Here is a 21,928-nt window from a genome sequence, read left to right on the forward strand (position 1 = left end):
ATTTGAGACCACGTTCGTGACATGCGCAAGGCCTCCCATAGACGAGGCGTGCCATGACCAACCCGATGATTTCTCTGCTGGCTGAAAAGGGCACCTTGCTTGCTGATGGGGCGACGGGCACGAACCTGTTCAACATGGGGTTGATGTCCGGAGATGCGCCGGAGCTATGGAACACGGATGAGCCGGAGAAGATCAAGACGCTCTACCGGGGCGCGGTCGACGCAGGCAGCGACCTCTTCCTAACAAATTCGTTCGGCGCCAATGCCGCGCGGCTCAAGCTGCACAACGCCGAAAAACGCGTGCACGAGTTGGCGCGCGTCTCCGCTGAAATCGCACGCGATGTGGCCGATGCCGCCGGGCGCACGGTGATCGTCGCAGGCTCCGTCGGCCCCACCGGCGAAATCATGGAGCCTGTTGGCGCGCTCAGCCACAGCCTCGCGGTCGAAATGTTTCACGAGGCCGCCGACGGGCTGAAATCCGGCGGCGCCGATATCGGCTGGCTGGAAACCATCAGCGCGCCCGAAGAATACCGCGCCGCAGCCGAAGGCTTCCAACTGGCCGGGCTCGACTGGGCCGGCACCATGAGCTTTGACACCGCAGGCCGCACCATGATGGGCCTGACCAGCGCCGATATGGTCAAACTGGTGGAGGATCTGGGCGAGACCGCACCGCTGGCCTTCGGCGCCAACTGCGGCACCGGCGCCTCCGACCTCCTGCGCACTATTTTGGGCTTTGCCGCCCAAGGCCCCGAACGCCCAGTGATCGCCAAGGGCAATGCAGGCATCCCGAAATATGTCGATGGCCACATCCACTACGACGGGACACCGGAGTTGATGGCCGACTACGCGGTGATGGCGCGCGCCTGCGGTGCCTCGATCATCGGGGGATGCTGCGGCACCATGCCCGAACATTTGCGGCACATGCGCGAGGCATTGGACAGCCGCACCATGGATCACCCCCCCGCACTGGAAGAGATCGTGGACAGGCTTGGTCCCTTCTCGTCGCAGAGCGATGGGACAGGCGAAGATGCAGCCCCCGCCAGGCGCAGCAGCAGGCGGCGCCGCGCGACCGTCTGATTGCAGACGTCAACGATCTATCGCACAGCCCAACCGCGCGCCGGACCCCGCCCAAAGGCGGGGCAGCGCCCGCCCCCCTTCGACGGGGGGGAAGGGCGCTTCACCCCCGAACCTGATCCCCACTGGTTCGCGATGACAGCGCCTGCCTAGCGACGCCCAGAGGCGTCCAGCACCGCCCGGCTCACCGCCATCAGAAAATCCCAATCGTCCAGGTCCTCAGCTTCGACCTTGTTCTTCTTGTCGATGCTCAGAAAGGCATGCCCGTGCACGCTGGTCCAGAGGATATAGGCCGACAGCATGGAAACCGGGCTATTGGCCTCAGCCCCCAGGCAGGCCCCGCAGGCCCGGTCCACGATGTCGCGGCACAGGTTCCCTTTCTGGTGCAGGATGTCATCTTCCTCATGGCCTTCGGTCAAGCTGAACATCAGCCGGAACACGCCCGGCTCCGCCTTGGCAAAGTCGATGTAAGCCTGACCGATTCCCGCAACACTCTCATATGTGCCCACCGCAAACCGGTCCCGGCCCTGGGCCATCTGCTCGGCCAAACGGTCCATCGCGTCCGAGACCAGTGCATTCATCAACTCCGTCCGGTCTTTGAAATGCTTGTAAGGGGCCGCTGTGCTCACCCCGGCCCGCCGTGCCGCCTCAGCGACAGAAAATCCATCTGGGCCATGCACTTCCACCAGCTCCCGCACAACGGCCAGCAGCTGCTCGCGCAGGTCTCCGTGGTGATACGTTGTGCGCCGGTCCGGCAGCGTGTCGTGAGATTCTGACAAAAAACGCTCCTTCGCGCTTGATTAAGTTAGAGCCTATAACATATGTAAGCATCACTTACTTCACAAGTGAGGCACCTCATGGCCAACACACCATCCGCTGCACACCGCCCGCTTTGGCGTCGCATCCTACGACAGGGCACAACCATAGTCTTCACCCTTTTGGCCATCGCCTTGGCCATCGGGCTGATGATCCTCGGACAGACGGTTCTGGCAGATCGCGCCGCTGAGGTCGAGGCACCACCGGCCACCGCCCCCCTGGCCGTCACGGCTCTGCCCCTCACGCTTGAGGACGGCTATCACGTGACCCGCAGGTTCCCCGGCCAGATCGAAGCGGCACAGCGCACGACCATGGCGTTCGAACAGGGCGGGACGGTTGCCATGATTGCCGTGGATGAGGGGGCCACCGTGCAGGCAGGCGATCTGATCGCGCGTCTCGACACACGGCTGATCGCGGCAGAGCAGGCCCGGCTGACAGCGGCCCGCCGCGCGCTGGAGGCGCAGGCCGAACTGGCGCGCCGCACCACCACCCGGCAAACCGAACTGCGCAATCGCGGCTTTGCGTCAAACCAGGCGGTGGACAACGTCACGCTGCAGCTGGCGGAGCTGGAAGCCCGGATCGCCGAGATTGACGCAAGTCTCGTCTCGGTCGATCTGCAATTGGAAAAATCGCAGCTGCATGCGCCCTTCGATGGCACCGTGGCCACCCGTCTGGTCGACACCGGCGGCGCGGTTGGCGCCGGTCAGACCATCTTGTCGCTGGTCGAAACCGCAGGAGCGCAGATGCGCGTCGGTCTGAGCCCGAACATTGTCGCTGGCCTTGAAGACGCAACCAACCTCGAAGCGGTCTTTGCCGAGGACCGCTACCCGGTCACGCTGGCTTCGGTCCTGCCAGAATTGGACAGCGCCACCCGCACCCGCACCGTGCTGCTGGATTTCGAGGGGGGCGCGCTGCCGCCGCTGCGCGAAACCGGGACATTGATCCTGCAGCAATATGTGGCCGAACGCGGGGCCTGGGTGCCGCTGTCCGCGCTGCAAGACGCGCCCCGGGGGCTCTGGCAGGTGATGATCCTGACCGAAACCAAAGGTCAGATGACGGTGGCAACGGAAGCGGTCGAAGTGCTCTTCTCCGATGGCGCACGCGCCTATGTGCGCGGCACTTTCGCTGACGGGACACGCATCATCCCGGACGGCCCGCACCGCGTGGTCGCCGGGCAGCCCGTTCGTTTGACCGCAGAGGCAGGCTGATGGAAACGCTCACCTTTCGCCAACCGCGCCTGGTCGCCCTTGCGCTGCTTGTGATCATTGCCGCCGGTCTCTCGGCGTTGCTGGCCATCGGGCGGCAGGAAGACCCGACCATCACCAACCTCTTCGCTACCATCACCACGCCCTACCCCGGCGCGGACCCTGCGCGTGTGGAAACCCTCGTCACCGCCGAGATCGAGGATGAGCTGCGCGAGATCCCGGAAGTGGACGAGATCAACTCCACCTCGGCCACCGGCATCTCGATCATCCAGGTGGACCTGCTGGAGACCCTGCCCGACGGGCGGATCGAACAGGTCTGGTCGGAAATCCGCGATGCGCTTGCAGATGCGGGGGCGAATTTTCCTCAAGGCGTCGCCACGCCCGAGTTCTCCTCGGATGGGGCGGGCACCTACGGGGCCATCATCGCGCTGTCTGCGGATCACAGCGACGTGCCGCTGACGATCATGGGACGCTATGCTGAAACGCTGGCCGACAGCCTGCGCAGCGCGTCGGGCACCAAACAGGTCGAAACCTTCGGCGCGCCTGAAGAAGAGGTGCTCGTCACCCTCGACCCGGTGCGCGCCGCCGCACTTGGGCTGAGCGCGGACGATGTCTCTGCCGCCATCGCCCGGGCCGACAGCAAAACCCAGGCCGGGCGCCTGCGCAGCCCCGACAATGAGTTGATCATCGACCTTGAGGGCGACATCACAGCGCTGAAGCGGGTGCGCGAGATGATCCTGCGCGAAGGCCCGGATGGGCAGGTCACCCGTGTGGCCGACATTGCCCAGATCAGCCGTGAGCCGCGCCTGCCGCTGGCCGAGCAGGCGCTGCACAATGGCGCGCCCGCCATTCTTGTTGCAGCCAAGCTCGAAGATGATCTGCAGGTCGATGTCTGGATGGACCGCGTCGTGGCGGAACTGGGCAGTTTTCAGAACATCGTGCCCGACAGCATCAACGCCGAGCTGATCTTTGACCAAAGCCGCTACACCGCCGACCGTCTGGCCGAAGTCGGCGGAAACATGGCGATCGGTGTGGCGCTGGTGGTCGGCGTTCTGCTGATCACCATGGGCGTGCGGGCGGCGCTGATTGTGGCCCTGATCCTGCCCATTGTTTCGCTGGCCACGCTCGCCACGATGAACATCATTGGCCTCGCGATCCATCAGATGTCAGTCACAGGTCTGATTGTAGCGCTGGGGCTGCTGGTCGATGCGGGCATTGTGATGACCGACGAGGTTGGCAAGCGCATCGCCGATGGCCAGACCCGGCTGTTGGCCGTGCGGGGGGCGGTGCGACGGCTCTTTGCGCCGCTCTTTGCCTCAACCATCACAACCGCGCTGTCTTTCACCCCGATGATCCTGCTGCCCGGCCCGGCGGGGGATTTCGTGGGCTCCATCGCCATTGCGGTGGTGACCATGCTGATGTGGTCCTTTGTGGTGGCGGTGACGCTGACCCCCGCCATTGCCGGCTGGGCCATGCCAGCAGGCGACAAGGGTGGTTTGCTCTCCTCCGGCCTGCGCGTGCCCGCGCTGTCGCGCGCCTTTGCAACGACCCTGCGCTGGTCAGTGCAAAACCCGATCCGCTCAGTCGCGCTAGCGCTGGTCCTGCCAGTGCTTGGCTTTCTGTCGATGCCGCTGCTGACCGCGCAATTCTTCCCGGGCGTGGACCGCGATCAGTTTCACATCGAGGTCGATCTGCGGCCAGGTGCGGCGCTTGGCCAGACCGAGGCGGTGGTCGCACGGCTAGACCAGCTGCTGCGCGACGCAGCCGAGACGCAGCAAGTCTCCTGGGTCCTGGGCAAATCGGCGCCTGCGTTCTACTACAACATGGCCGGTGGCCGCGACAACGCCGCCCGCTTTGCCGAAGCGCTGGTCACCACCACCTCCCCGCAGGCCACCGAAACTCTGATCGCACGGCTGGAACGCAGCATCGACGCAGTGGCCCCCGAGGCGCAGGTGCTGGTGCGCGGGCTGGTGCAAGGCCCGCCCGTGGACGCGCCGGTTGAGTTGCGCATCGTCGGCCCCGATCTTGCGACCCTTCGCGAAACCGGTGCCGAAATCCGGCGGATTCTGTCGGATATCAGCTCCGTGACCCTTGCCCGTGGGACGGTCACCAATGGCGCACCGGAGGTGAGCATTGATGTGGATGAAGCCAAGGCCCGCCAACTCGGTCTGGACTTAGCAGGTGTTTCCCGGCAACTCGAAGCCGGTCTGGAGGGTGTCGCGGGCGGCTCTCTCCTCGAAGGCCCCGAAGAGCTGCCGGTACGCGTCCGCTTCGGCCAGGCCACCCGCAGCGACCTGACCGCCATCGCAGATTTGATGCTGCTGCCGGGCAATGCCGCGCAGCTCTCGGCGCACGGCCAGTTTCCAGGCGTCCCCCTCTCCGCCATCGCGGAGCTGACGCTGACCCCCAGTGAGCCCATCATCACCCGCCGCAACGCCGAACGGGTCAACACCATTCAGGCGTTCATCCTGCGCGATGTTCTGCCCGAAGAGGCCCTGGTCGAGGTACAGGCAGCGCTTGACGCTCAAGGCTTCGACCTGCCCGCCGGATACCGGCTGGAGATCGGCGGCGACAGCGATGCGCGGGCCGAGACGATGGGCAATCTGCTGGCCTCGCTGGGGCTGATCGTGACGCTGTCGATCGCGGCCATCGTGATGACCTTCAACTCCTTCCGCCTTTCCGCCATTGCCTTGGTGGTCAGCGTGCTCTCGGCGGGTCTCAGCATTCTGGCGCTGGCCGTGTTCCAATACCCCTTTGGCATCAATGCGATCATTGGGGTCATCGGCTCCATCGGCGTGTCGATCAACGCCGCCATCATCATCATGACCGGCCTGCGCGACGACCCGGGCGCGCGGGCCGGTGATGCTGAGGCCATGGTGAGTGTGCTGATGAGTTCCAGCCGGCACATCATCAGCACCACCATCACCACCTTTGGCGGCTTCCTGCCCCTGATCCTCGCGGGCGGTGGCTTCTGGCCGCCCTTTGCCATGTCCGTGGCGGGCGGAGTGCTGCTGTCTACAGTGGTGTCTTTCTACTTCACGCCGCCGATGTTCGCGCTGCTCTACGCAAAGCGGGGGGCGAAAGAGGCGCAGCAGCCCACACCACAACCGGTCCTGAATCTGGTGCAAGCGGCGGAGTAACCGGCGCTTAACCTCTATATCTTTATGAAAAGATTTCGGATGCGGCAGCTCTGAGGGTGCTTGTGCCGCGCAGGTCTCGCACGCTAAAATTCGCGTCAGATGGTCGCGCGCCGATATCGTCGTGTCGCTATTTGGACAGTGCGACTCACTCGATCTGTCAAAACGAAAGTGAGGCCAGACCCCGCACGCCGGGGCAGCGATAGAGGATTGCCCATGTCGGACGAAGACGAAATCATCCTGTCGGAGCTGGACGACGAAGAACTTGTCCAGCAAATGTTCGATGATCTTTATGACGGCCTCAAAGAAGAGATCGAAGAGGCGGTCAACATCCTGCTGGAGCGTGGATGGCAGCCCTATGACATCCTGACCAAGGCGCTTGTGGGCGGTATGACCATCGTGGGCCATGACTTCCGCGACGGGATCCTCTTCGTGCCCGAGGTGCTGCTGGCGGCCAATGCGATGAAGGGCGGCATGGCCATCCTGAAGCCGCTGCTGGCCGAAACCGGCGCGCCGCGTGTGGGCAAGATGGTGATCGGCACCGTGAAGGGTGACATCCACGACATCGGCAAGAACCTCGTCGGCATGATGATGGAAGGCGCAGGCTTCGAGGTGGTCGATCTTGGTATCAACAACGCGGTCGAGAAATACATGGAGGCGCTGGAGACCGAGGCGCCGGACATCCTCGGTATGTCGGCCCTGCTGACCACCACGATGCCCTACATGAAAGTTGTGATCGACACGATGGTCGAACAGGGCGTGCGCGATGACTATATCGTTCTTGTGGGTGGCGCGCCACTGAATGAGGAGTTCGGCAAGGCCATCGGCGCGGATGCCTACTGCCGCGATGCCGCCGTTGCTGTGGAAACCGCCAAGGAGTGGGTCGGGCGCAAGCACAACCAGAAAAGCGCCTGATCCTGCGCGCGGCAAGGACCGGGCCAAACGAAAGGACAGGTCACATGGCGCTCGACAAACTGGTGCTCATCTGCCTCTGCGTGATCGCTGCCTTCGGCGTCACCCTATGGCTGGCCGCGCTTGTGCTGACAGCCTTGCATGTCCCAGCCGGTTGGCTGGCCCTGATCCCGGCAGCACTGGTTGGTTATGTTTTCTACCGGGTTCTGTCCGAACGGCTCGGGAACGCCGACGAAGACCACTACGACAGGATGAAACACTAAGATGCTGGTGGTCACCGCCTCCCAGATCGCAGGACGACCCATCGCAGAAACGCTGGGCCTCGTCCGCGGCTCTACAGTGCGTGCAAAACACATCGGCACGGATATCGTTGCGGGCCTGAAAAACCTCGTGGGCGGCGAAGTCACAGGCTATTCATCGCTGATGGCAGGCGCCCGCGAACAGGCGCTGGACCGGATGATCGCCGAGGCGCAGACACTGGGCGCCGACGCAGTGGTCGACATGCGGTTCGAGACTTCGCAAATCATGGGCGGTGCATCCGAAATTCTGGCCTACGGAACGGCTGTGCGTCTCGATGCCGCTTCATGATCAAAGCCTGACCGAGGAGGGTCTGGCACCCACCGGCCAGGGCCGTGTGCTGCTGATCGCCTGCGGCGCGCTTGCCCGCGAGATCCTTGATCTAAAGGCCCTGAACGGCTGGACCCACCTGGATCTCACCTGCCTGCCCGCAAAATACCACCTCTACCCGGAAAAGATCACCCTAAGCGTGCGCGAGACGGTGACCAAACACCGCGCCCGCTACGATCAGATCTTTGTGGTCTACGCGGATTGCGGCACCGGAGGGTTGCTGCAAAAGGCCTGCGCAGAGCTTGGCGTTGAGATGGTGTCCGGCCCGCACTGCTATTCCTTCTTTGAAGGCAATGACCGCTTCGCCGCACAAAGCGAGACGGAGATCACCACCTTCTACCTCACCGACTTTCTGGTCCGCCAGTTCGATGCCTTTGTGGTCAAACCCATGGGCCTCGATCGCCATCCGGAACTGCGGGATATGTATTTCGGAAATTATGAAAAGCTGGTCTACCAGGCCCAGACCGATGATCCGGGACTGACCCGCAAGGCTCAGGACTGCGCGGCCTTCCTCGGTCTTACCTTTGAACGCCGCTTCACCGGCTACGGTGATCTCGCCACAACATTGGCCAAACTCTGATCCGCTGCCGTCCAACCGCAAAGCCCGGCACGGGCTTTGCTCATCATGTCGTGGCGCCGAAGGCGCCTCCGCCGGATCACGCGGCGGCGGCCACCGCGCGCAAGCGCTCGATCATCGCCCGCAGCCCGTTGGACCGTTGCGCTGACAGATGATCATTCAGCCCCAGCCGCGCCATCTCCGCCCGCGCATCCACCTCAAGCACCTCCGCCACAGGCAAGCCCGCATAAAGCTTGCGCAAAACCGCAATCAGACCATTCACGATCATCGCATCGCTCTCGCCGTCGAACTGCAGCACGCCCCCATCGGTCACCACATGCAGCCAGACCTGACTGGCACAGCCGTCCACCTTCGTGGCGGGCACCTTTAACGCCGCATTGAGCGGCGCCATCATCTTGCCTTCCTCGATCACCAGCCTGTAGCGGTCTTCCCAGTCTTCCAGAAACTCGAAATCCTCAACCAGATCTTCAAAAGCTGCCTGCGCCATCTTGGCCCCCTCATGTCTCGGATCTCACCTAAGTCCGGTCTCCCCAAAGGTCCAGCCTCCCTTGGCGCTTTTCAACCCCGGCCAGATGCGATAACTCCAAAAGCAACAAAACCAATGGCAGGCACCATGCGCATCACAGTTTCCGCCCTTCTGGTCTCGACCCTTGTTCTTTCGGCCTGCGGCGGCTTGCGCGACAGCCGCGTGAACCCGTTCAACTGGTTTGGCCGCGGCGAACCCGCACCCGTCACAACCACGGACTCTGAGGTGAACCCTCTGATCCCAACCCGCAGCGGGATCTTCAGCTCGAACCGAGGGCCAAGCACTTTTGAGGGCACGCCAATCGATACAGTCAGTGCGCTGGTGATCGAACGCGTACCGGGCGGCGCCATCATCCGGGTGACAGGTCTCGCGGCCAGACAAGGCGCCTATGATGTGCGCCTCACACCCGCAAATGAGGACGAAGAGGCTGTGGACGGTGTTCTGACCTACCGTCTGGAGGGGCTGCGCCGCGCAGGCACCCGCCAGGGCGCACCGGCCACACGCGAGGTGACCGTCGCGCGCAAAGTCACCAGCCTGACCCTGGCGGGGGCGCGCACGATCCGAGTGGAAGCCGAGCGCAATGCGTTGGAAGCCCGCCGCTGATCTGACAGCGGCATTGGACAAGCGTCCTCTGTCGATGTGTCAGCCCAGAAGTGAAACGGCCTAGTCCAGCGCCACAATCCGCACGTCGGACCCATCTGCCGCCAGCGCGATTTTCCCTTCACACAGCCGCAGTGCATCTGCGCCAAACACTTCCTTGCGCCAGCCATGCAGCGCGGCGACGTCACGTAGCCCAGCCGCAATCGCATCCAGATCCGCCGCTGGTGCAATCAGCTTGGCCGCCACACCCGCGCTCTCGGTCTTGGCTTTGAGCAGCACCCGCAACAGATCGGCCAGCGCCGGGTTCACCTGCATCTTGTCCCGTGACCGGTCTGGTTGGGGCATCTCCGCCGGATCGCAGGTTACCCCGGCCTTGACCGCAGCCAGAATGCCATCAGCAATATCCCCGCGCCGCGCCTCACGCAGCAACAGCCGAGACCGCCCCAGCTCTTCGGAGTTTTTCGGCTTGTTCGACGCCAGCTCCACCAGCGCGTCATCCTTGAACACCCGGTTGCGCGGAATGTTCCGCTCCTGCGCAAAGCTTTCCCGGAAGGCCGCAAGCTCGCGCACCACCGCCAGAAACTTGGGCGAATTCGTGCGCGTCTTGACCCGCCGCCAAGCCTCGCGCGGGTGAACCACGTAGGTCTCAGAGCTGGTCAGCACCGACAGCTCTTCTTTCACCCAGCGGCTGCGCTCGGTTTCTTCCAGCTTCTTGGCAAGGAATTCATAGATGACCCGCAAATGCGTGACATCCGCCAGCGCATAGGTCTTCTGCGCATCCGTCAGAGGCCGCCGCGACCAGTCGGTAAACCGCGAGGTCTTGTCCAGCGAGGTCTTGGCAATGCGCCGCACCAGCGTCTCATAGCCCGCCTGTTCGCCAAAGCCGCAGACCATGGCCGCCACCTGGGTGTCAAACAGCGGCTCCGGAAAGACCTGCGCGTCGACAAAGAAGATCTCCAGATCCTGCCGGGCCGCGTGAAACACCTTGACCACCGAGGTGTCCCGGAACAGCGCATAGAGCGGCTCAAGCGAGATGCCCTCGGCCAGCGGATCCACCAGCACGGCGGTGCTGTCATCCTTGCCGGGCATGGCAAGCTGGATCAGACACAACTTGGAATAATAAGTGCGTTCCCGCAGAAACTCCGTATCGACCGTCACATAGTCATGGTTGGCGGCCGCTTCGCAAAATGCGGCCAACTCCGCGGTCGTGGTGAGTGTCTTCATACTGCCGTTTCTTTGTTTTCGATGCCGGTGGTCCCGGCAACCTGACCCTTACACGACGCGCACAGCATTGACCAGAACGGCACTCCAGCGCGTCTACGAGAGAAGGACCGGGCGGCGGTCGCCACTGGCAAAGCGCGCCAGCACCTGCGGGTAAAGCAGATGTTCCTGCGTGAGCACACGTGCCGCCAGCGTCTCTTCGGTGTCATCCGGCAGAACCGGCACGCGGGCCTGCCCCAGGATCGGCCCATCATCCAGCGCCGGGGTGACCTCATGCACCGTGCAGCCATGCACCGTATCCCCCGCCTCGAGCGCCCGGGCGTGGGTGTGCAGCCCCTTGTATTTGGGCAAGAGCGACGGGTGGATATTCAGCATCTTACCCCGCCAGGGGTCGACAAACTCTGCCGTCAGCTTGCGCATGAACCCGGCCAGGCAGATCAGATCCGGCGCATAGGGCGCAATCGCGCCGCTGATCGCGTGCTCAAAGGCCGCGCGATCCTTGCCGAAGGGGTGGTGCCGCACCACTTCTGTGGGCACGCCACGGGCCTCCGCATGCTCCAGTCCCTTAGCCTGCGGATCATTGGACAGCACAACGCAGGCGCGCGCCGGGTGATCGCCGACCATGCTCTCCAGCAACTTGACCATGTTGGAGCCACCGCCGGAGATGAAAATCGCGACCCGTTTGGTCACATCAGCGTGCCTGTATAGGACATGCCCGGCGTTGCGGTCACCGTGCCGAGCCGCGTCACGCGCTCGCCCGCCTCGCCCAGCACGTCAGCCAGTGCGTCCGCCCTGTCCGGTGCCACCACGAGGATCAGGCCGATGCCGCAGTTGAAGGTCTTGAGGATCTCGGCTTCGGCCATGCCGCCCGTCTCTGCCATCCAGCGGAACACCTCGGGCAGCTGCCAGCTGTCCAGATCAATCTCTGCGCCCAGATCATCGGGCAGGACCCGCGGCAGGTTTTCCGTCAACCCGCCGCCGGTGATATGCGCCAGCGCATGCACACCGCCCGCGCGTATCGCCGCAAGGGCGGGTTGCACATAAAGACGCGTCGGCGTCAGCAGATCTTCTCCAAGCGTCACATCCGACCATGGGCACGGGTCTGCCCACCCCAGCCCCGACAGCTCGACGAGCTTGCGCACGAGGCTATAGCCGTTCGAATGCACCCCGTCAGAGGCCAGCCCCAACAGGACATCGCCCTCAGCGACGCCGTCTGGTAAGGTTTGGCCGCGCTCCAGCGCGCCAACCGAAAAACCTGCGAGATCAAAGTCCCCCGGCGGATACATCCCCGGCATCTCAGCGGTCTCACCGCCGATCAGCGCGCATCCAGCCCGGGCACAGCCCTCAGCGATGCCTTCGATGATCCGTGCGGCCTGCTCTGTCTCAAGCGCGCCTGTGGCGAAGTAGTCGAGAAAGAACAGGGGCTCAGCCCCCTGACAGACGAGATCATTCACACACATGGCCACCAGATCGATGCCCACACCATCCACATGGCCGGTGTCAATCGCGATGCGCAGCTTGGTGCCCACACCGTCGGTGGCCGCCACCAGCACCGGGTCGGAATAGCCTGCGGCCTTGAGATCAAAGAGCGCCCCGAACCCGCCCAGACCAACCATCACACCGGGCCGGTTTGTGCGTTTTGCCGCCGGTTTGATCCGCTCGACCAGAGCGTTGCCTGCGTCGATATCGACGCCCGCATCTGCATAGGTGATCCCGTTTTTTGGCGACGTCATGATTTGCTCTCCAGATCGGTGCGGCGGCTCATCGGCAGTTAGAACATTCACCGCAGCTGTGCAATGACCCCAGGCGCTGCGATCCGGCTCTTGACGAGGCCCGCAGTGCAGCTTACCCAACGCCTTATGGCGGGCCTGTAGCTCAATTGGTTAGAGCAGAGCGCTCATAACGCTTTGGTTGCGGGTTCAAGTCCTGCCGGGCCTACCATTCCCCTCCACTCGTGAACGGCGTGCGGCCCCGGATTACCTGCACGGTTGACGGGCTGCGGCTGGACGCCGAGGACATCGACCCCGCAATCTTGCTCGCTCAAAGCACCAACTATAACCAGCAGGTGACTGGCGCGACGGGAGTTTTCTATGACAACATGGTCAGGATCGATAGGGGAGCGCGCGCATTGGGCAAATGGTTTTGCCTTCGACGTCGCCCCTGCGCTTCTGTGCCCGGACTGCCTGATGTGTAGGGTCAAAGCGGCCACCTCCGCGATTTCTGTCCACGACCGGATACAACCACAGCGTCAACGCCCGGCGGTTCCATAGCCCCTAGACAGATGCGCCGCCCGCCTGCGCGCCTTTGGGAAAGAGCTCCTCCGGGATATCCTCGGATTGGACCAATATGGTGTTCGGCAGCGCCGCGATGCCGCTGAGATCGCGCGCATACTGACGATCCACCAATCGGGCGGCATCCCTGTCGAAAAAGTCCTGCTGAACCACCCGCGACAGGGTCAGGTCATATTGCACAGAGGCATCGATGTAAGGCGCGATCGTGGTGGCAAGCGCTTCATCGGCGTTGATCAACGTGATGGCGAAAGGCAGCGCCATCTTCGCCAGATCCGAAAAATCCCAGACCACGATGCGGTTGTCCGCACAGGCCTGCCGGAGGCGCGTGACCAGATCGAGCCAGCTTGGGATCTCTTCCGGCAGAAAGGCAAGATCAATTCCCTTGCGGTTCACCGGCGGCAGGAAAGGGACATAGGTCTTGGGGTTCTGGATCGTGAGATGCAGATCAAGGGTTGTGTGGCGAAAGAGATCCGCCAGCTGTGCGACACGTCTTTCGGCGCCGGCGAGAAACAGACCATCCCGGACCACGTAGTCGGGGTGCGCCATCAACACATGCTGGCTGATCGCGAGAACATCACGCTCCTTCAACATCTGGAAAAACGGATCCTGCACCGTCCGCGCGCGCGCCAGCAAATCGTTCGGGTCCTCACCGCCAAGCAGGATCGGTTTCAGATATTTGCGAAACTCACGGTTGAGCATGGCATGGGTCGTTGTATCCTCGCGCAGGGCTTTGGTGCGCGCCGCTTTCTTCAGCAGCACGGGCGCCACATTCGGCGCACCAATGTGGACGTTCACATGCCCTGAGAATAGATCAAACGACATTTCTGTTCTCTGGCCCCACCCTGAACTGCTCCGGACCTCAAAAGATCCCCATGATGGATGGGTCTTGCATGCAGTTGGCTGGTTTTCAATCTCCGAATGCCTGGCGACATGCTCCAGACCATCCTGTCCAAAGGCAGGTGAGACCATGCAGCCCGCACCCGCATTCTGAAACAAATGATAGGCGCGCCAGCGTCAGCGGACGGACGCAGGCAGGATCGCACGCATGAATATGTCTCCTGGTGCGGCGTGACCGTCATTTTTCATCAATGCAGGGCTGACTGGCGACAGATCACAACGCTGCGATCAAACTGCTGATGTTGCGTCACATTCCCGTTTACCATGTGGTCTCGGAATCGACTCCTTGACTAAAAATTGTGCTAAAAGTGACCTCTGCCAGAGAAAACAGTCTGGTGGGTTTGTTACGAGTGTCGCAGTTATCTGAGGGGTTACACCCGTGTTCAGTCAACGAGTACGTCTGGTCGCCGCAACGGCTGTCTGTTGCGCAAGTGTCGTTCAAAGCCCCGGCTTTGCCCGCACCCTGTCGGATACCGTCAGCCCGCCCACACGCCCCGCGCAGGTGCTGTCTCTGACCAACCTGTTGCAGCAGGGCGCACCTGGCGGAGCGTGCATCACAGAGGCGGACATCGATCAGACCGTCTTTGCCACCGGCAAAGGGCCGCGACTGCCGCGCAGCTGTTTGCCGGAGCCTTGCAAAGAGGCGCTGACACCGGTCCAACTGGCTGAGTTGATTGGCCGCCCGCTCCAACAATCGGAATGGGACCGCTACTTTGCGCGTTACGCTGATGTGTGCCGCAAGGAAGTGACAAGCTTCGAAGATGAAGCGGCAGCGGACATCGGCCCAATGTCAATCACCGCGTTCTGGGCCCCTATTCTTGGATCCCGCATCACCCAGTCTCCCCCTGTGATCGCCCTGCCAAGCCTGCCGTCGGATCCGGTTGCGAGCGGGCTATCGCAACCGCCATCCTTCCCGTTTGAGTCCGGCCCCTTCCGTAGAAGCTCCAACCCGGTTCCAAACGCGCAGGAGGATGAGGAAGAGAGCCCGACAATCACGTTTTTTGATGACCCGGAAGGCGATCCCGATGGCGATCAGAACACCCCCGATGGCAACAGATTGCACCCGTCTGATGACGGCGGCAAGACACCTGACGAAGCCGAGACTGTTGGTGTCGTACCGCTTCCTGCGGCGTTCTGGATGCTCTTCGCGGCGTTTGGCGGACTATTCGGACTGCGCAGGCGGCGGCGCTGAGGCGCGCCCCTATCGCGCAATCACGATATCCGCACGCAAGCCCCCCAACCGCTCGGATGAGCTGAGCCGCAACACCCCACCATGCGCCCGCGCGATATCGGTCGCGATTGCAAGCCCAAGACCGACACCACCACCCCGATCCTGATTGCGCGCCGCATCAAGCCGCGTGAAGGGGCGCGTGGCCTCCGCCCGCCGATCTTCGGGGATGCCGGGGCCATCGTCTTCGACGCGGATGCGCAGGGCTTTCTCTGTCATCAGAACAGACACTTCTGCCATCGCCCCATATCGCACCGCGTTGGAAATGAGATTGTCCAGCGCGCGCCGCATGGCCAAGGGATTCAACTGCACCGTGCCCGTCCCCTCCCCATCGGGCGGCAGCAACGCGACATCCCGCCCGGCACGCCGCGCATCCTCCACAACGGATGCAACAAAGGCATGCGGCTCGATCGGCTCAGGCTCCCCCTCGCCTGCCCCTTTCACAAAGTTCAAAAAGGCGTCAAGCATGCCCTGCATGTCGTCCACGTCCTGCTCCAGCGCGGCGCGTTCGTCCTCTTCGAGCATCGACAGGCTCAGCCGCATGCGCGTGAGGGGCGTCCGCAGATCATGGCTGACCCCCGACAGCATCAGGGTGCGTTGTTCGATCTGCCGTTCGATGCGGTTGCGCATGTCGAGAAAGGCATGCCCTGCCGCACGCACTTCCAACGCCCCTGCTGGGCTGTAGGGTTCGTGACGGCCGCGGCCAAAGGCCTCCGCCGCGCGGGCCAGCCGTTTGATGGGCCGCAGCTGATTGCGCAGGTACAAGATGGCGATCACCGTGACCAGACCACCAAAGAAGATCATATTTACAAACAGCTGGTGCGGGTTTGATGCAGAGATCCGGCGCCGGTCAAACCCGATCTTGACGGGGCCAAATCGCGTATCGGCATAGACATGCACCCGCCGGTTCTCGGTCAAATCAATGGCCGCGATGCTTTGCACCTGCGCGGGAAGCATAGCGACAATCACCCGCCCCGAGAAATCCCAGAAGTCGCGCAGATGAGCCTGGGGGACGTCACCCTCAGCCACAGGCTCAACCACAATGGCCAGTTGTGACAGCTCTTCGATCACATATGAGTTGATGGAGCCCAGGTCCGGCGCAGACTCCACCACATCCAGAACCAGCCGCAGCTCGCGGGCAACAGTGGTCGCCATCTGCTGTGTGACATCCTCGAAATGCCGCGTCAGAAAGAGAACGGTCACCACCAATTGCAGAACCACAACCGGCAAAAGCAGGATCATAACGGCCCGCGCATAGAGGCTGCGCGGCATATAGTATTTGAGCCAGGCAAAAGACATGGCTAGAACCCTAAAGGCGCGTGGCTGTCTACGAAAGGGTGAATGGTCGTGTCCTCCTCAGAGCCATTTGACCCGGTCATAGGGGATGCAGAGCAACTGGAGCCTGGCCTCCGGCGCATTGTCGCGCCGAACCCCTCTGCGATGACCTACTCCGGCACAAACACCTACCTGCTGGGCGACACCGATATTGCCGTGATCGACCCAGGCCCTCTGGACGCCGACCATCTGGGCGCGATCCTCGCGGCCATCACCCCGGGGCAGCGGATCACCCATATCGTCGTGACCCATGCGCATCTGGATCACGCGGCGCTCGCCCGCCCCCTGCAGGCGGAATGCGGTGCGCCTGTCTTGGCCTTCGGACCGGCAATCTCCGGGCGATCTGCCGTGATGCAACGTCTTGCGGAGGATGGCCTCAGCGGCGGCGGAGAGGGTGTCGCCGATGATTTCAACCCCGATGAAACGCTGGAAGATGGCGCGCTGCTCTCAGGCAATGGCTGGCGACTGAGAGTGCTGCATACACCGGGCCATATCGGCAATCACATCTGCCTGGCCTGGGGAGATGCCTGCTTCACAGCCGATCACGTCATGGGATGGGCCAGCTCGCTGGTCTCGCCACCGGACGGCGACCTGACCGATTTCATGATGTCCTGCCGACGATTGCAAAAGCAGGCCTGGAGGCGGTTTTATCCTGGCCACGGCGATATGATAGAAGATCCAGCCGGGCGACTGGATTGGCTGATTTCACATCGCCAACTTCGGGAAGCGGCCATCCTCGAAGCGCTCAGATCCGGCCCCCTGGATGCGCATGAGTTGGCTGTGCTGATCTACCACGACACGCCATCTGGTTTGATTGCCGCCGCAACGCGCAACGTTTTTGCGCATTTGGTTGATCTTGTGGGTAAAAAAAGGATCGCACCACAGGCCCCGCTGCGCCCGACGACGCGCTTTCATCTGCTGTAGACCTGCGGCGGCCAGTTTTCGCAAAATCCCTCTGGACGCCCGAAAGAGCCGCTGCTATATCGCCAAAACCGTTCCGGCGTAGCTCAGCGGTAGAGCAGTTGACTGTTAATCAATTGGTCGTAGGTTCGATCCCTACCGCCGGAGCCAAAGATTTCAAGGACTTAGCGCTCATCGGCTAAGTCCTTTTTCTTTTCGAGTACAGAATAAGTACAGCAAACACCGCTCGGATCGGTGTTCTCGGATTATGGACGATCCTCCTCAACACCCTGCTCGACTAGACCGCTACGCAACTGTAAGATGCATGTGATAAGAAGGCGGGATTTTTAGGCGAGATTTCAATGAAATACGACGACGTGCAAATCACGGGCATTGGAGAACTGCTGGACGTATTGTCTGGGCAAGTTCCAGAAAACGAACCAGTTTGGTTTCGAGGTCACGCCGACGCGACTTGGAAACTCGATTGCACTCTCGCTCGAAACGGTGGGATGGACAATGAGCTGCCGCTCATACGCCGCTTCAAACAGAACGCCCTTCCTCTTATCACCAACAGACCAGCGGACGAATGGGAATGGCTTTTCTTGATGCAGCATCATGGCCTGCCGACCCGTCTCTTGGACTGGTCGGAGAGCGTACTGGTCTCGCTATATTTTGCAGTGAATGACGAAGGCGGAAAACATGAAGACGATGATGGGTGTATCTGGGCCCTTCACCCTCAAGAATTGAACGCAGTCTCGCTACGCGATCCAAACGCCACGCAAGTACTGGGCCTGGGAGATGACGAGCACTTTGACGACTACCTTCCGAGCAAAATCGGCGCGCAGCGTCAGACCTTTCAACCGCTTGCCGCCACCGCAGTAAGAAACAACCCAAGAATTCAAATGCAACAAGGTGTGTTTACGGTTTCTCATCGAGACCTTTCGGGTTTAGACGAACTGGACAACACTGATCCTCTTTGGAAAGTTGTTATCCCAGCCGCGAATAAACAAAATTTTCGAAACCAACTTAAGGCCCTTAATCTCAGCAAGCTTTCCTTGTTTCCAGAATTGGCCAACGCAGCAGAACATGCACGGAGCTTTATCTAATGGCGAAATTTGACATCAACACAATGTCAGAATCCTCTGTTCTGGACCTGGTCGAATTGAAACCAGAGATTCAAGTAGACCCAGAATACCAAAGGCCAGGAGGGGTATGGTCTCTCTATAAGAAGCAGTTATTCATCGACTCGTTGATCAACCGGTACGACATCCCAAAATTCTATTTCCACTACTTGATTGGCCCAAATGCCATTGAAGGCAAGAGATACGCGGTGATCGATGGTCGTCAGCGACTTGAGGCTATTTGGGATTTTGTGGAAGGAAAGTTTGCTTTGGGAGCAGACTTTTCTGCGCAAGACAACCCAGATGTTGCCGCTGCAAACATGACATACAGCGAACTTTCGGATAAATACCCTCGCGTTCTGTCGAAGCTCCACACCCGAAGCCTTCCGGTTCAGGTGATCATTGCCGACGAACTTGATTTCATTGAGGACATGTTCACGCGCCTAAATGAAGCCACCCCACTGAACGCCGCCGAGAAAAGAAATGCGTTTGGCGGCCCACTACCGACCATCTTCCGAGACATAGCGGCGCTCCCGTTTTTTACCAACAAGGTCAAAGTCTCCGGCACCCGCTATCGCTACCACGATCTTGCCGCTAAGCTCTTGTATCTTGAGCATGTTGGGGAGTTTGTAGACACAAAAAAGGCCTCGCTGGACGCCTTTGTGAAAGACTCCAAGGCTGGAAAAGTGTCGGTAGCTCAAGCAACGGTCGGTCACGTTATTGCTGTGCTCACAAAGATGGCAGAAGTCTTTGCTGACAGCGATGTGCTGCTAAAAAGTTCAGGCATGGTGGTCGTCTATTACCTGCTGTTCTCGAAGTTACTCTCCGAAAACGCATCAATCAATTTTGGCAGAGCGGAACTTTCTGGCTTCGAAGACATTCGAAGGGACAACCGAGCGAAATTCGCTGCCGAGGAAGACGGTGTCGACTTCAAACTGATCGAGTTTGACGAGCTTGCGCAGTCGTCAAACGATGGCGCTGCCATTCAACGAAGATATGAGGTTTTGCGTGAGCACGTTACCTAGTGTGTACAAACCCAAGATACACACTTGACAATCGCCAGCCGCACCCCCAACTTGTGTACACGATCAATGTACACAAGGAACATCTATGGAAAATACGCAACTTGCCTCCCTTACGGAGCTCGCCTCGATAGCAAATGTTTCTCGCCAAGCCGTCTGGAACTGGTCCAAACGCAAGGCCGACTTTCCCAAACCTGTGTCGGAAGGACCAAATGGTCCCACATACAAGGTCGAGGAATTCAAGACTTGGCTTGAGAACGATGGGAAAGCGATTGGTGGAGCATTAGTCGGAGCCAACTCAGTTGCAGAAGATCTCCTGGCGACTGATCCGAACAACGCGAGGTCCGCAATTGAAGCCCTAAGTGCTGTTAAGAAAAAGCGGCTGCGACAAGAACTGACCGCCAAAATGGAGCTCTTGCGGGAACTGGAAGCCGAATTGGATGCAGTCAAGCAACCAGAACACATTTTTGACCCATCAAATCCAAACTACATGGGCCGGTTTACTGCTGCAGCCCTGCTAATCCAACCCCGTCACCCCCTTGCGGAAGTCGAAAAATTCTACGGTGCGGGTGTCTATGCGCTCTATTACAAGGGCGACTTCCCCGCATACGAAAAGATTTCAGGAAAGGAGACGCCTCTGTATACAGGCAAGGCCGACCCCAAGATTGCGCATGCGGAAAACCCTACCGAGCAAGGTGAGTCATTGAGTCGACGGATCAATGAGCACCGCAAGAGCATAGAGTTGGTGTCGGGCGAAGGTGGCATAAGCCTAGATGATTTTGAAGTTCGGTACCTTGTGACCGCTAGCGGATTTCAGGTAACCGCCGAAAACTTCCTCATCAATTACTTTAAGCCAATTTGGAACAAAGAAACCAAAATCTGCTTTGGTATTGGCAAGCATGGTGATGATGCCAATACTCGCAAGAACAAAAAATCTCCTTGGGACACATTGCACCCGGGACGTAAATGGGCGCTTGCGAGTGAGGAGATGAAAACGCCTGCTGAAATAGCGGCCGATATTTCCGACCATCTAGATGCCTTCCCGCCTATTGATGAGGTCGACTTTAAATCCCTCCTTCTTGGAGGAACTTAGCTATTGCCCAACTTGTCCCGTACACTTTCTGCAACAACTCTACCAAGTTCAACAGGCACAGCGTTTCCAAGCTGGCGCATGGTTTCACTCCATGATCCGTGAAAAACCATCTGGTCTGGGAAGGTCTGGAGACGCGCTGACTCCCGGATTGTAAAGTATCTAACACTCCCATCAGGTCGTCTTAGCATGTTCTCTCCACCGGGCACGCCGTGCACGCCTGCTTTTAATGTTTTTGCGGGCTCATCTAGAGGACTACCTGTGTGACCTGGGTAGCTTCTAGCACCTGGTTGAAAGTTATGATCCTTGAACTTTGTTGACCGCTTGGGCGACATTTTTGGGTCCGGCATATCCGAAATCGCATCTCGAACGGTCTTCCAGCCCGCGAAATTTGGTCGCGCGTCTAGACGTGATGCTCGTCGAATTTGGCGCTCCTCCTCGGGGCGATCCTTCTTCGAAACCTTGTGCCGGTCCCAGTATTCTCCGGAACGCCATTTGTCCCAAAGCAATGCATCTTGGGAATGCGTCGTGTCAGGGAAGTGCCAATCGATTGAGGTATCTGATCGAAAACCAACGATGAAGACACGTTCACGCTTTTGGGGAACCCCGTAATTTGCAGAGTTGAGAACACGTAGCGCTACACGATACTCTAATCCACGGTATCGACCCTTGGTTTCATATTCCTCTAACCGAGCCAAGTGATCCAACCAAGGCTCGCCGTGCTTTTCGACGAGTTCCGGATGCCTTAGCTGCAGGCGAATATACTCGAGGTAATTTGCAAAGGTTGTTCGGGTAAGCCCCTTCACGTTTTCGAAAACGAATGCACGAGGCTTCAGAGTTCTGATTGCTCGGATTGCTTGCGGGAACATATCTCTTGGATCGAGATGCGCTCGGTGTCTTCCTCCTAGTGAGAACGGCTGGCAAGGCGGTCCACCAGTTACCAAGTCGACGTCATTTTCAATGCTCTTGAAATCAAACTCTCGAACATCAACCTCGTGGAGAGGCCAATCGGCAACCAAGTCCAAACCCAGATCTTTGTTTTGGCGAATGGTATCGCAAGCCCATCGGTCCCAGTCCATAACTGCAACTGGCGTGAAACCAGCTTGGCTCACTCCCAATCCTAGGCCACCCGCCCCGACGAATAGTTCAACTGATCTCATACCGCTCTTCCGATCATCTTCATCGTATAGCGTGAAGATTAATGCTTCCTGATTAGCTGCTTGCGGGTTCGAGGACCCTACCGCACAAGATATAGAACATGGGGTGCTGCTCGTACATGGTTTTGTGGTCTCCGATGGGCCGACCACAAAGCCGACTGCCGCCTAGCGCAGCATCGGGACGTCTACACCC

General features: G+C 60.3%; 21 protein-coding genes and 2 tRNA genes. 15 read left to right on the forward strand and 8 right to left on the reverse strand.

Annotation, left to right across the window (positions count from 1 at the left end; all coding sequences use genetic code 11):
- Positions 1-53 precede the first annotated feature (53 nt).
- Entirely contained in the window at positions 54-1,076 is a 1,023-nt protein-coding gene (bmt, locus tag So717_RS10680; protein WP_159976988.1) for a betaine--homocysteine S-methyltransferase, read from the forward strand.
- Positions 1,077-1,222: 146 nt separating this feature from the next.
- Here the strand turns inward: bmt and So717_RS10685 are convergent, their stop codons facing one another.
- Positions 1,223-1,852 carry a TetR/AcrR family transcriptional regulator gene (locus tag So717_RS10685; RefSeq protein WP_159976990.1) on the reverse strand — a complete coding sequence of 210 codons (630 nt, stop codon included), beginning with the start codon at positions 1,850-1,852 and terminating at the stop codon, positions 1,223-1,225.
- 78 nt (positions 1,853-1,930) lie between these two features.
- Here So717_RS10685 and So717_RS10690 point away from each other — a divergent pair, with 78 nt between their 5' ends.
- The 6 genes from So717_RS10690 (at position 1,931) to So717_RS10715 (ending at position 8,350) form a co-directional block, all read left to right on the forward strand.
- Positions 1,931-3,097, forward strand: a complete 1,167-nt coding sequence (locus tag So717_RS10690; protein ID WP_159976992.1) for an efflux RND transporter periplasmic adaptor subunit — start codon at positions 1,931-1,933, stop codon at positions 3,095-3,097.
- Positions 3,097-6,234, forward strand: a complete 3,138-nt coding sequence (locus So717_RS10695) for an efflux RND transporter permease subunit (RefSeq protein WP_159976994.1) — start codon at positions 3,097-3,099, stop codon at positions 6,232-6,234. Before So717_RS10690 ends, So717_RS10695 begins: the two co-directional genes overlap by 1 nt.
- Before the next feature lie 213 nt (positions 6,235-6,447).
- Positions 6,448-7,146, forward strand: coding sequence for a corrinoid protein (locus So717_RS10700; protein WP_159976996.1), 699 nt, complete (start codon positions 6,448-6,450; stop codon positions 7,144-7,146).
- A 44-nt stretch (positions 7,147-7,190) separates the two neighbouring features.
- Entirely contained in the window at positions 7,191-7,406 is a 216-nt protein-coding gene (locus So717_RS10705) for a hypothetical protein (protein ID WP_159976998.1), read from the forward strand.
- Position 7,407: 1 nt separating this feature from the next.
- On the forward strand, positions 7,408-7,731 hold the full coding sequence (locus So717_RS10710; RefSeq protein WP_159977000.1) for a YbjQ family protein: 324 nt from the start codon (positions 7,408-7,410) through the stop codon (positions 7,729-7,731).
- Positions 7,718-8,350: a DUF1638 domain-containing protein gene (locus tag So717_RS10715; RefSeq protein ID WP_159977002.1), complete on the forward strand. Its 633-nt coding sequence runs from the start codon at positions 7,718-7,720 to the stop codon at positions 8,348-8,350. Before So717_RS10710 ends, So717_RS10715 begins: the two co-directional genes overlap by 14 nt.
- 76 nt (positions 8,351-8,426) lie before the next feature.
- On the opposite strand, the gene So717_RS10720 is transcribed toward So717_RS10715, so the two are convergent.
- The gene (locus So717_RS10720) at positions 8,427-8,834 is read right to left on the reverse strand and encodes a SufE family protein (protein ID WP_159977004.1); all 408 of its coding nucleotides are present in this window, start codon (positions 8,832-8,834) and stop codon (positions 8,427-8,429) included.
- Positions 8,835-8,960: 126 nt separating this feature from the next.
- Here So717_RS10720 and So717_RS10725 point away from each other — a divergent pair, with 126 nt between their 5' ends.
- Positions 8,961-9,476: a hypothetical protein gene (locus tag So717_RS10725; protein ID WP_159977006.1), complete on the forward strand. Its 516-nt coding sequence runs from the start codon at positions 8,961-8,963 to the stop codon at positions 9,474-9,476.
- Positions 9,477-9,536: 60 nt separating this feature from the next.
- Here So717_RS10725 and rnd read toward each other — a convergent pair whose 3' ends face one another.
- The 3 genes from rnd to purM all read right to left on the reverse strand — a co-directional run bounded on the left by rnd (position 9,537) and on the right by purM (position 12,427).
- A complete protein-coding gene (gene rnd / locus So717_RS10730; protein ID WP_159977008.1) occupies positions 9,537-10,697 on the reverse strand; it encodes a ribonuclease D in 1,161 nt (386 codons plus the stop codon).
- A gap of 93 nt (positions 10,698-10,790) precedes the next feature.
- Complete coding sequence (purN, locus tag So717_RS10735) at positions 10,791-11,384, reverse strand: phosphoribosylglycinamide formyltransferase (protein WP_159977010.1); 594 nt, start codon at positions 11,382-11,384, stop codon at positions 10,791-10,793.
- Positions 11,381-12,427: a phosphoribosylformylglycinamidine cyclo-ligase gene (purM, locus tag So717_RS10740; RefSeq protein ID WP_159977012.1), complete on the reverse strand. Its 1,047-nt coding sequence runs from the start codon at positions 12,425-12,427 to the stop codon at positions 11,381-11,383. Before purM ends, purN begins: the two co-directional genes overlap by 4 nt.
- Positions 12,428-12,558: 131 nt before the next feature.
- Between purM and So717_RS10745 the strand changes: the two genes are divergently transcribed.
- A tRNA-Ile gene (locus So717_RS10745) sits at positions 12,559-12,635 on the forward strand.
- 332 nt (positions 12,636-12,967) lie between these two features.
- Here So717_RS10745 and So717_RS10750 read toward each other — a convergent pair.
- The gene (locus tag So717_RS10750) at positions 12,968-13,807 is read right to left on the reverse strand and encodes a hypothetical protein (RefSeq protein WP_159977014.1); all 840 of its coding nucleotides are present in this window, start codon (positions 13,805-13,807) and stop codon (positions 12,968-12,970) included.
- A 454-nt stretch (positions 13,808-14,261) separates the two neighbouring features.
- On the opposite strand from So717_RS10750, the gene So717_RS10755 reads away from it, so the two are divergent.
- The gene (locus tag So717_RS10755; protein ID WP_159977016.1) at positions 14,262-15,074 is read left to right on the forward strand and encodes a VPLPA-CTERM sorting domain-containing protein; all 813 of its coding nucleotides are present in this window, start codon (positions 14,262-14,264) and stop codon (positions 15,072-15,074) included.
- 9 nt (positions 15,075-15,083) lie between these two features.
- Here So717_RS10755 and So717_RS10760 read toward each other — a convergent pair whose 3' ends face one another.
- Complete coding sequence (locus So717_RS10760) at positions 15,084-16,409, reverse strand: ATP-binding protein (RefSeq protein WP_159977018.1); 1,326 nt, start codon at positions 16,407-16,409, stop codon at positions 15,084-15,086.
- A gap of 48 nt (positions 16,410-16,457) precedes the next feature.
- Here So717_RS10760 and So717_RS10765 point away from each other — a divergent pair, with 48 nt between their 5' ends.
- The 5 genes from So717_RS10765 (at position 16,458) to So717_RS10785 (ending at position 20,581) form a co-directional block, all read left to right on the forward strand.
- Complete coding sequence (locus So717_RS10765) at positions 16,458-17,369, forward strand: MBL fold metallo-hydrolase (RefSeq protein ID WP_159977177.1); 912 nt, start codon at positions 16,458-16,460, stop codon at positions 17,367-17,369.
- Between the two features lie 72 nt (positions 17,370-17,441).
- A tRNA-Asn gene (locus tag So717_RS10770) sits at positions 17,442-17,516 on the forward strand.
- Positions 17,517-17,707: 191 nt separating this feature from the next.
- Positions 17,708-18,451 carry an FRG domain-containing protein gene (locus So717_RS10775; protein ID WP_159977020.1) on the forward strand — a complete coding sequence of 248 codons (744 nt, stop codon included), beginning with the start codon at positions 17,708-17,710 and terminating at the stop codon, positions 18,449-18,451.
- Positions 18,451-19,491, forward strand: a complete 1,041-nt coding sequence (locus So717_RS10780) for a DUF262 domain-containing protein (RefSeq protein ID WP_159977022.1) — start codon at positions 18,451-18,453, stop codon at positions 19,489-19,491. The genes So717_RS10775 and So717_RS10780 overlap by 1 nt, the downstream gene beginning before the upstream one ends.
- A gap of 85 nt (positions 19,492-19,576) precedes the next feature.
- Positions 19,577-20,581, forward strand: a complete 1,005-nt coding sequence (locus tag So717_RS10785) for an Eco29kI family restriction endonuclease (protein ID WP_159977024.1) — start codon at positions 19,577-19,579, stop codon at positions 20,579-20,581.
- Here So717_RS10785 and So717_RS10790 read toward each other — a convergent pair.
- Positions 20,578-21,738, reverse strand: a complete 1,161-nt coding sequence (locus tag So717_RS10790) for a DNA cytosine methyltransferase (RefSeq protein WP_159977026.1) — start codon at positions 21,736-21,738, stop codon at positions 20,578-20,580. The two genes, So717_RS10785 and So717_RS10790, sit on opposite strands and share 4 nt — an antisense overlap.
- Positions 21,739-21,928: the final 190 nt, after the last annotated feature.

The organism is Roseobacter cerasinus, assembly GCF_009811755.1.
Taxonomy (GTDB): domain Bacteria; phylum Pseudomonadota; class Alphaproteobacteria; order Rhodobacterales; family Rhodobacteraceae; genus Roseobacter; species Roseobacter cerasinus.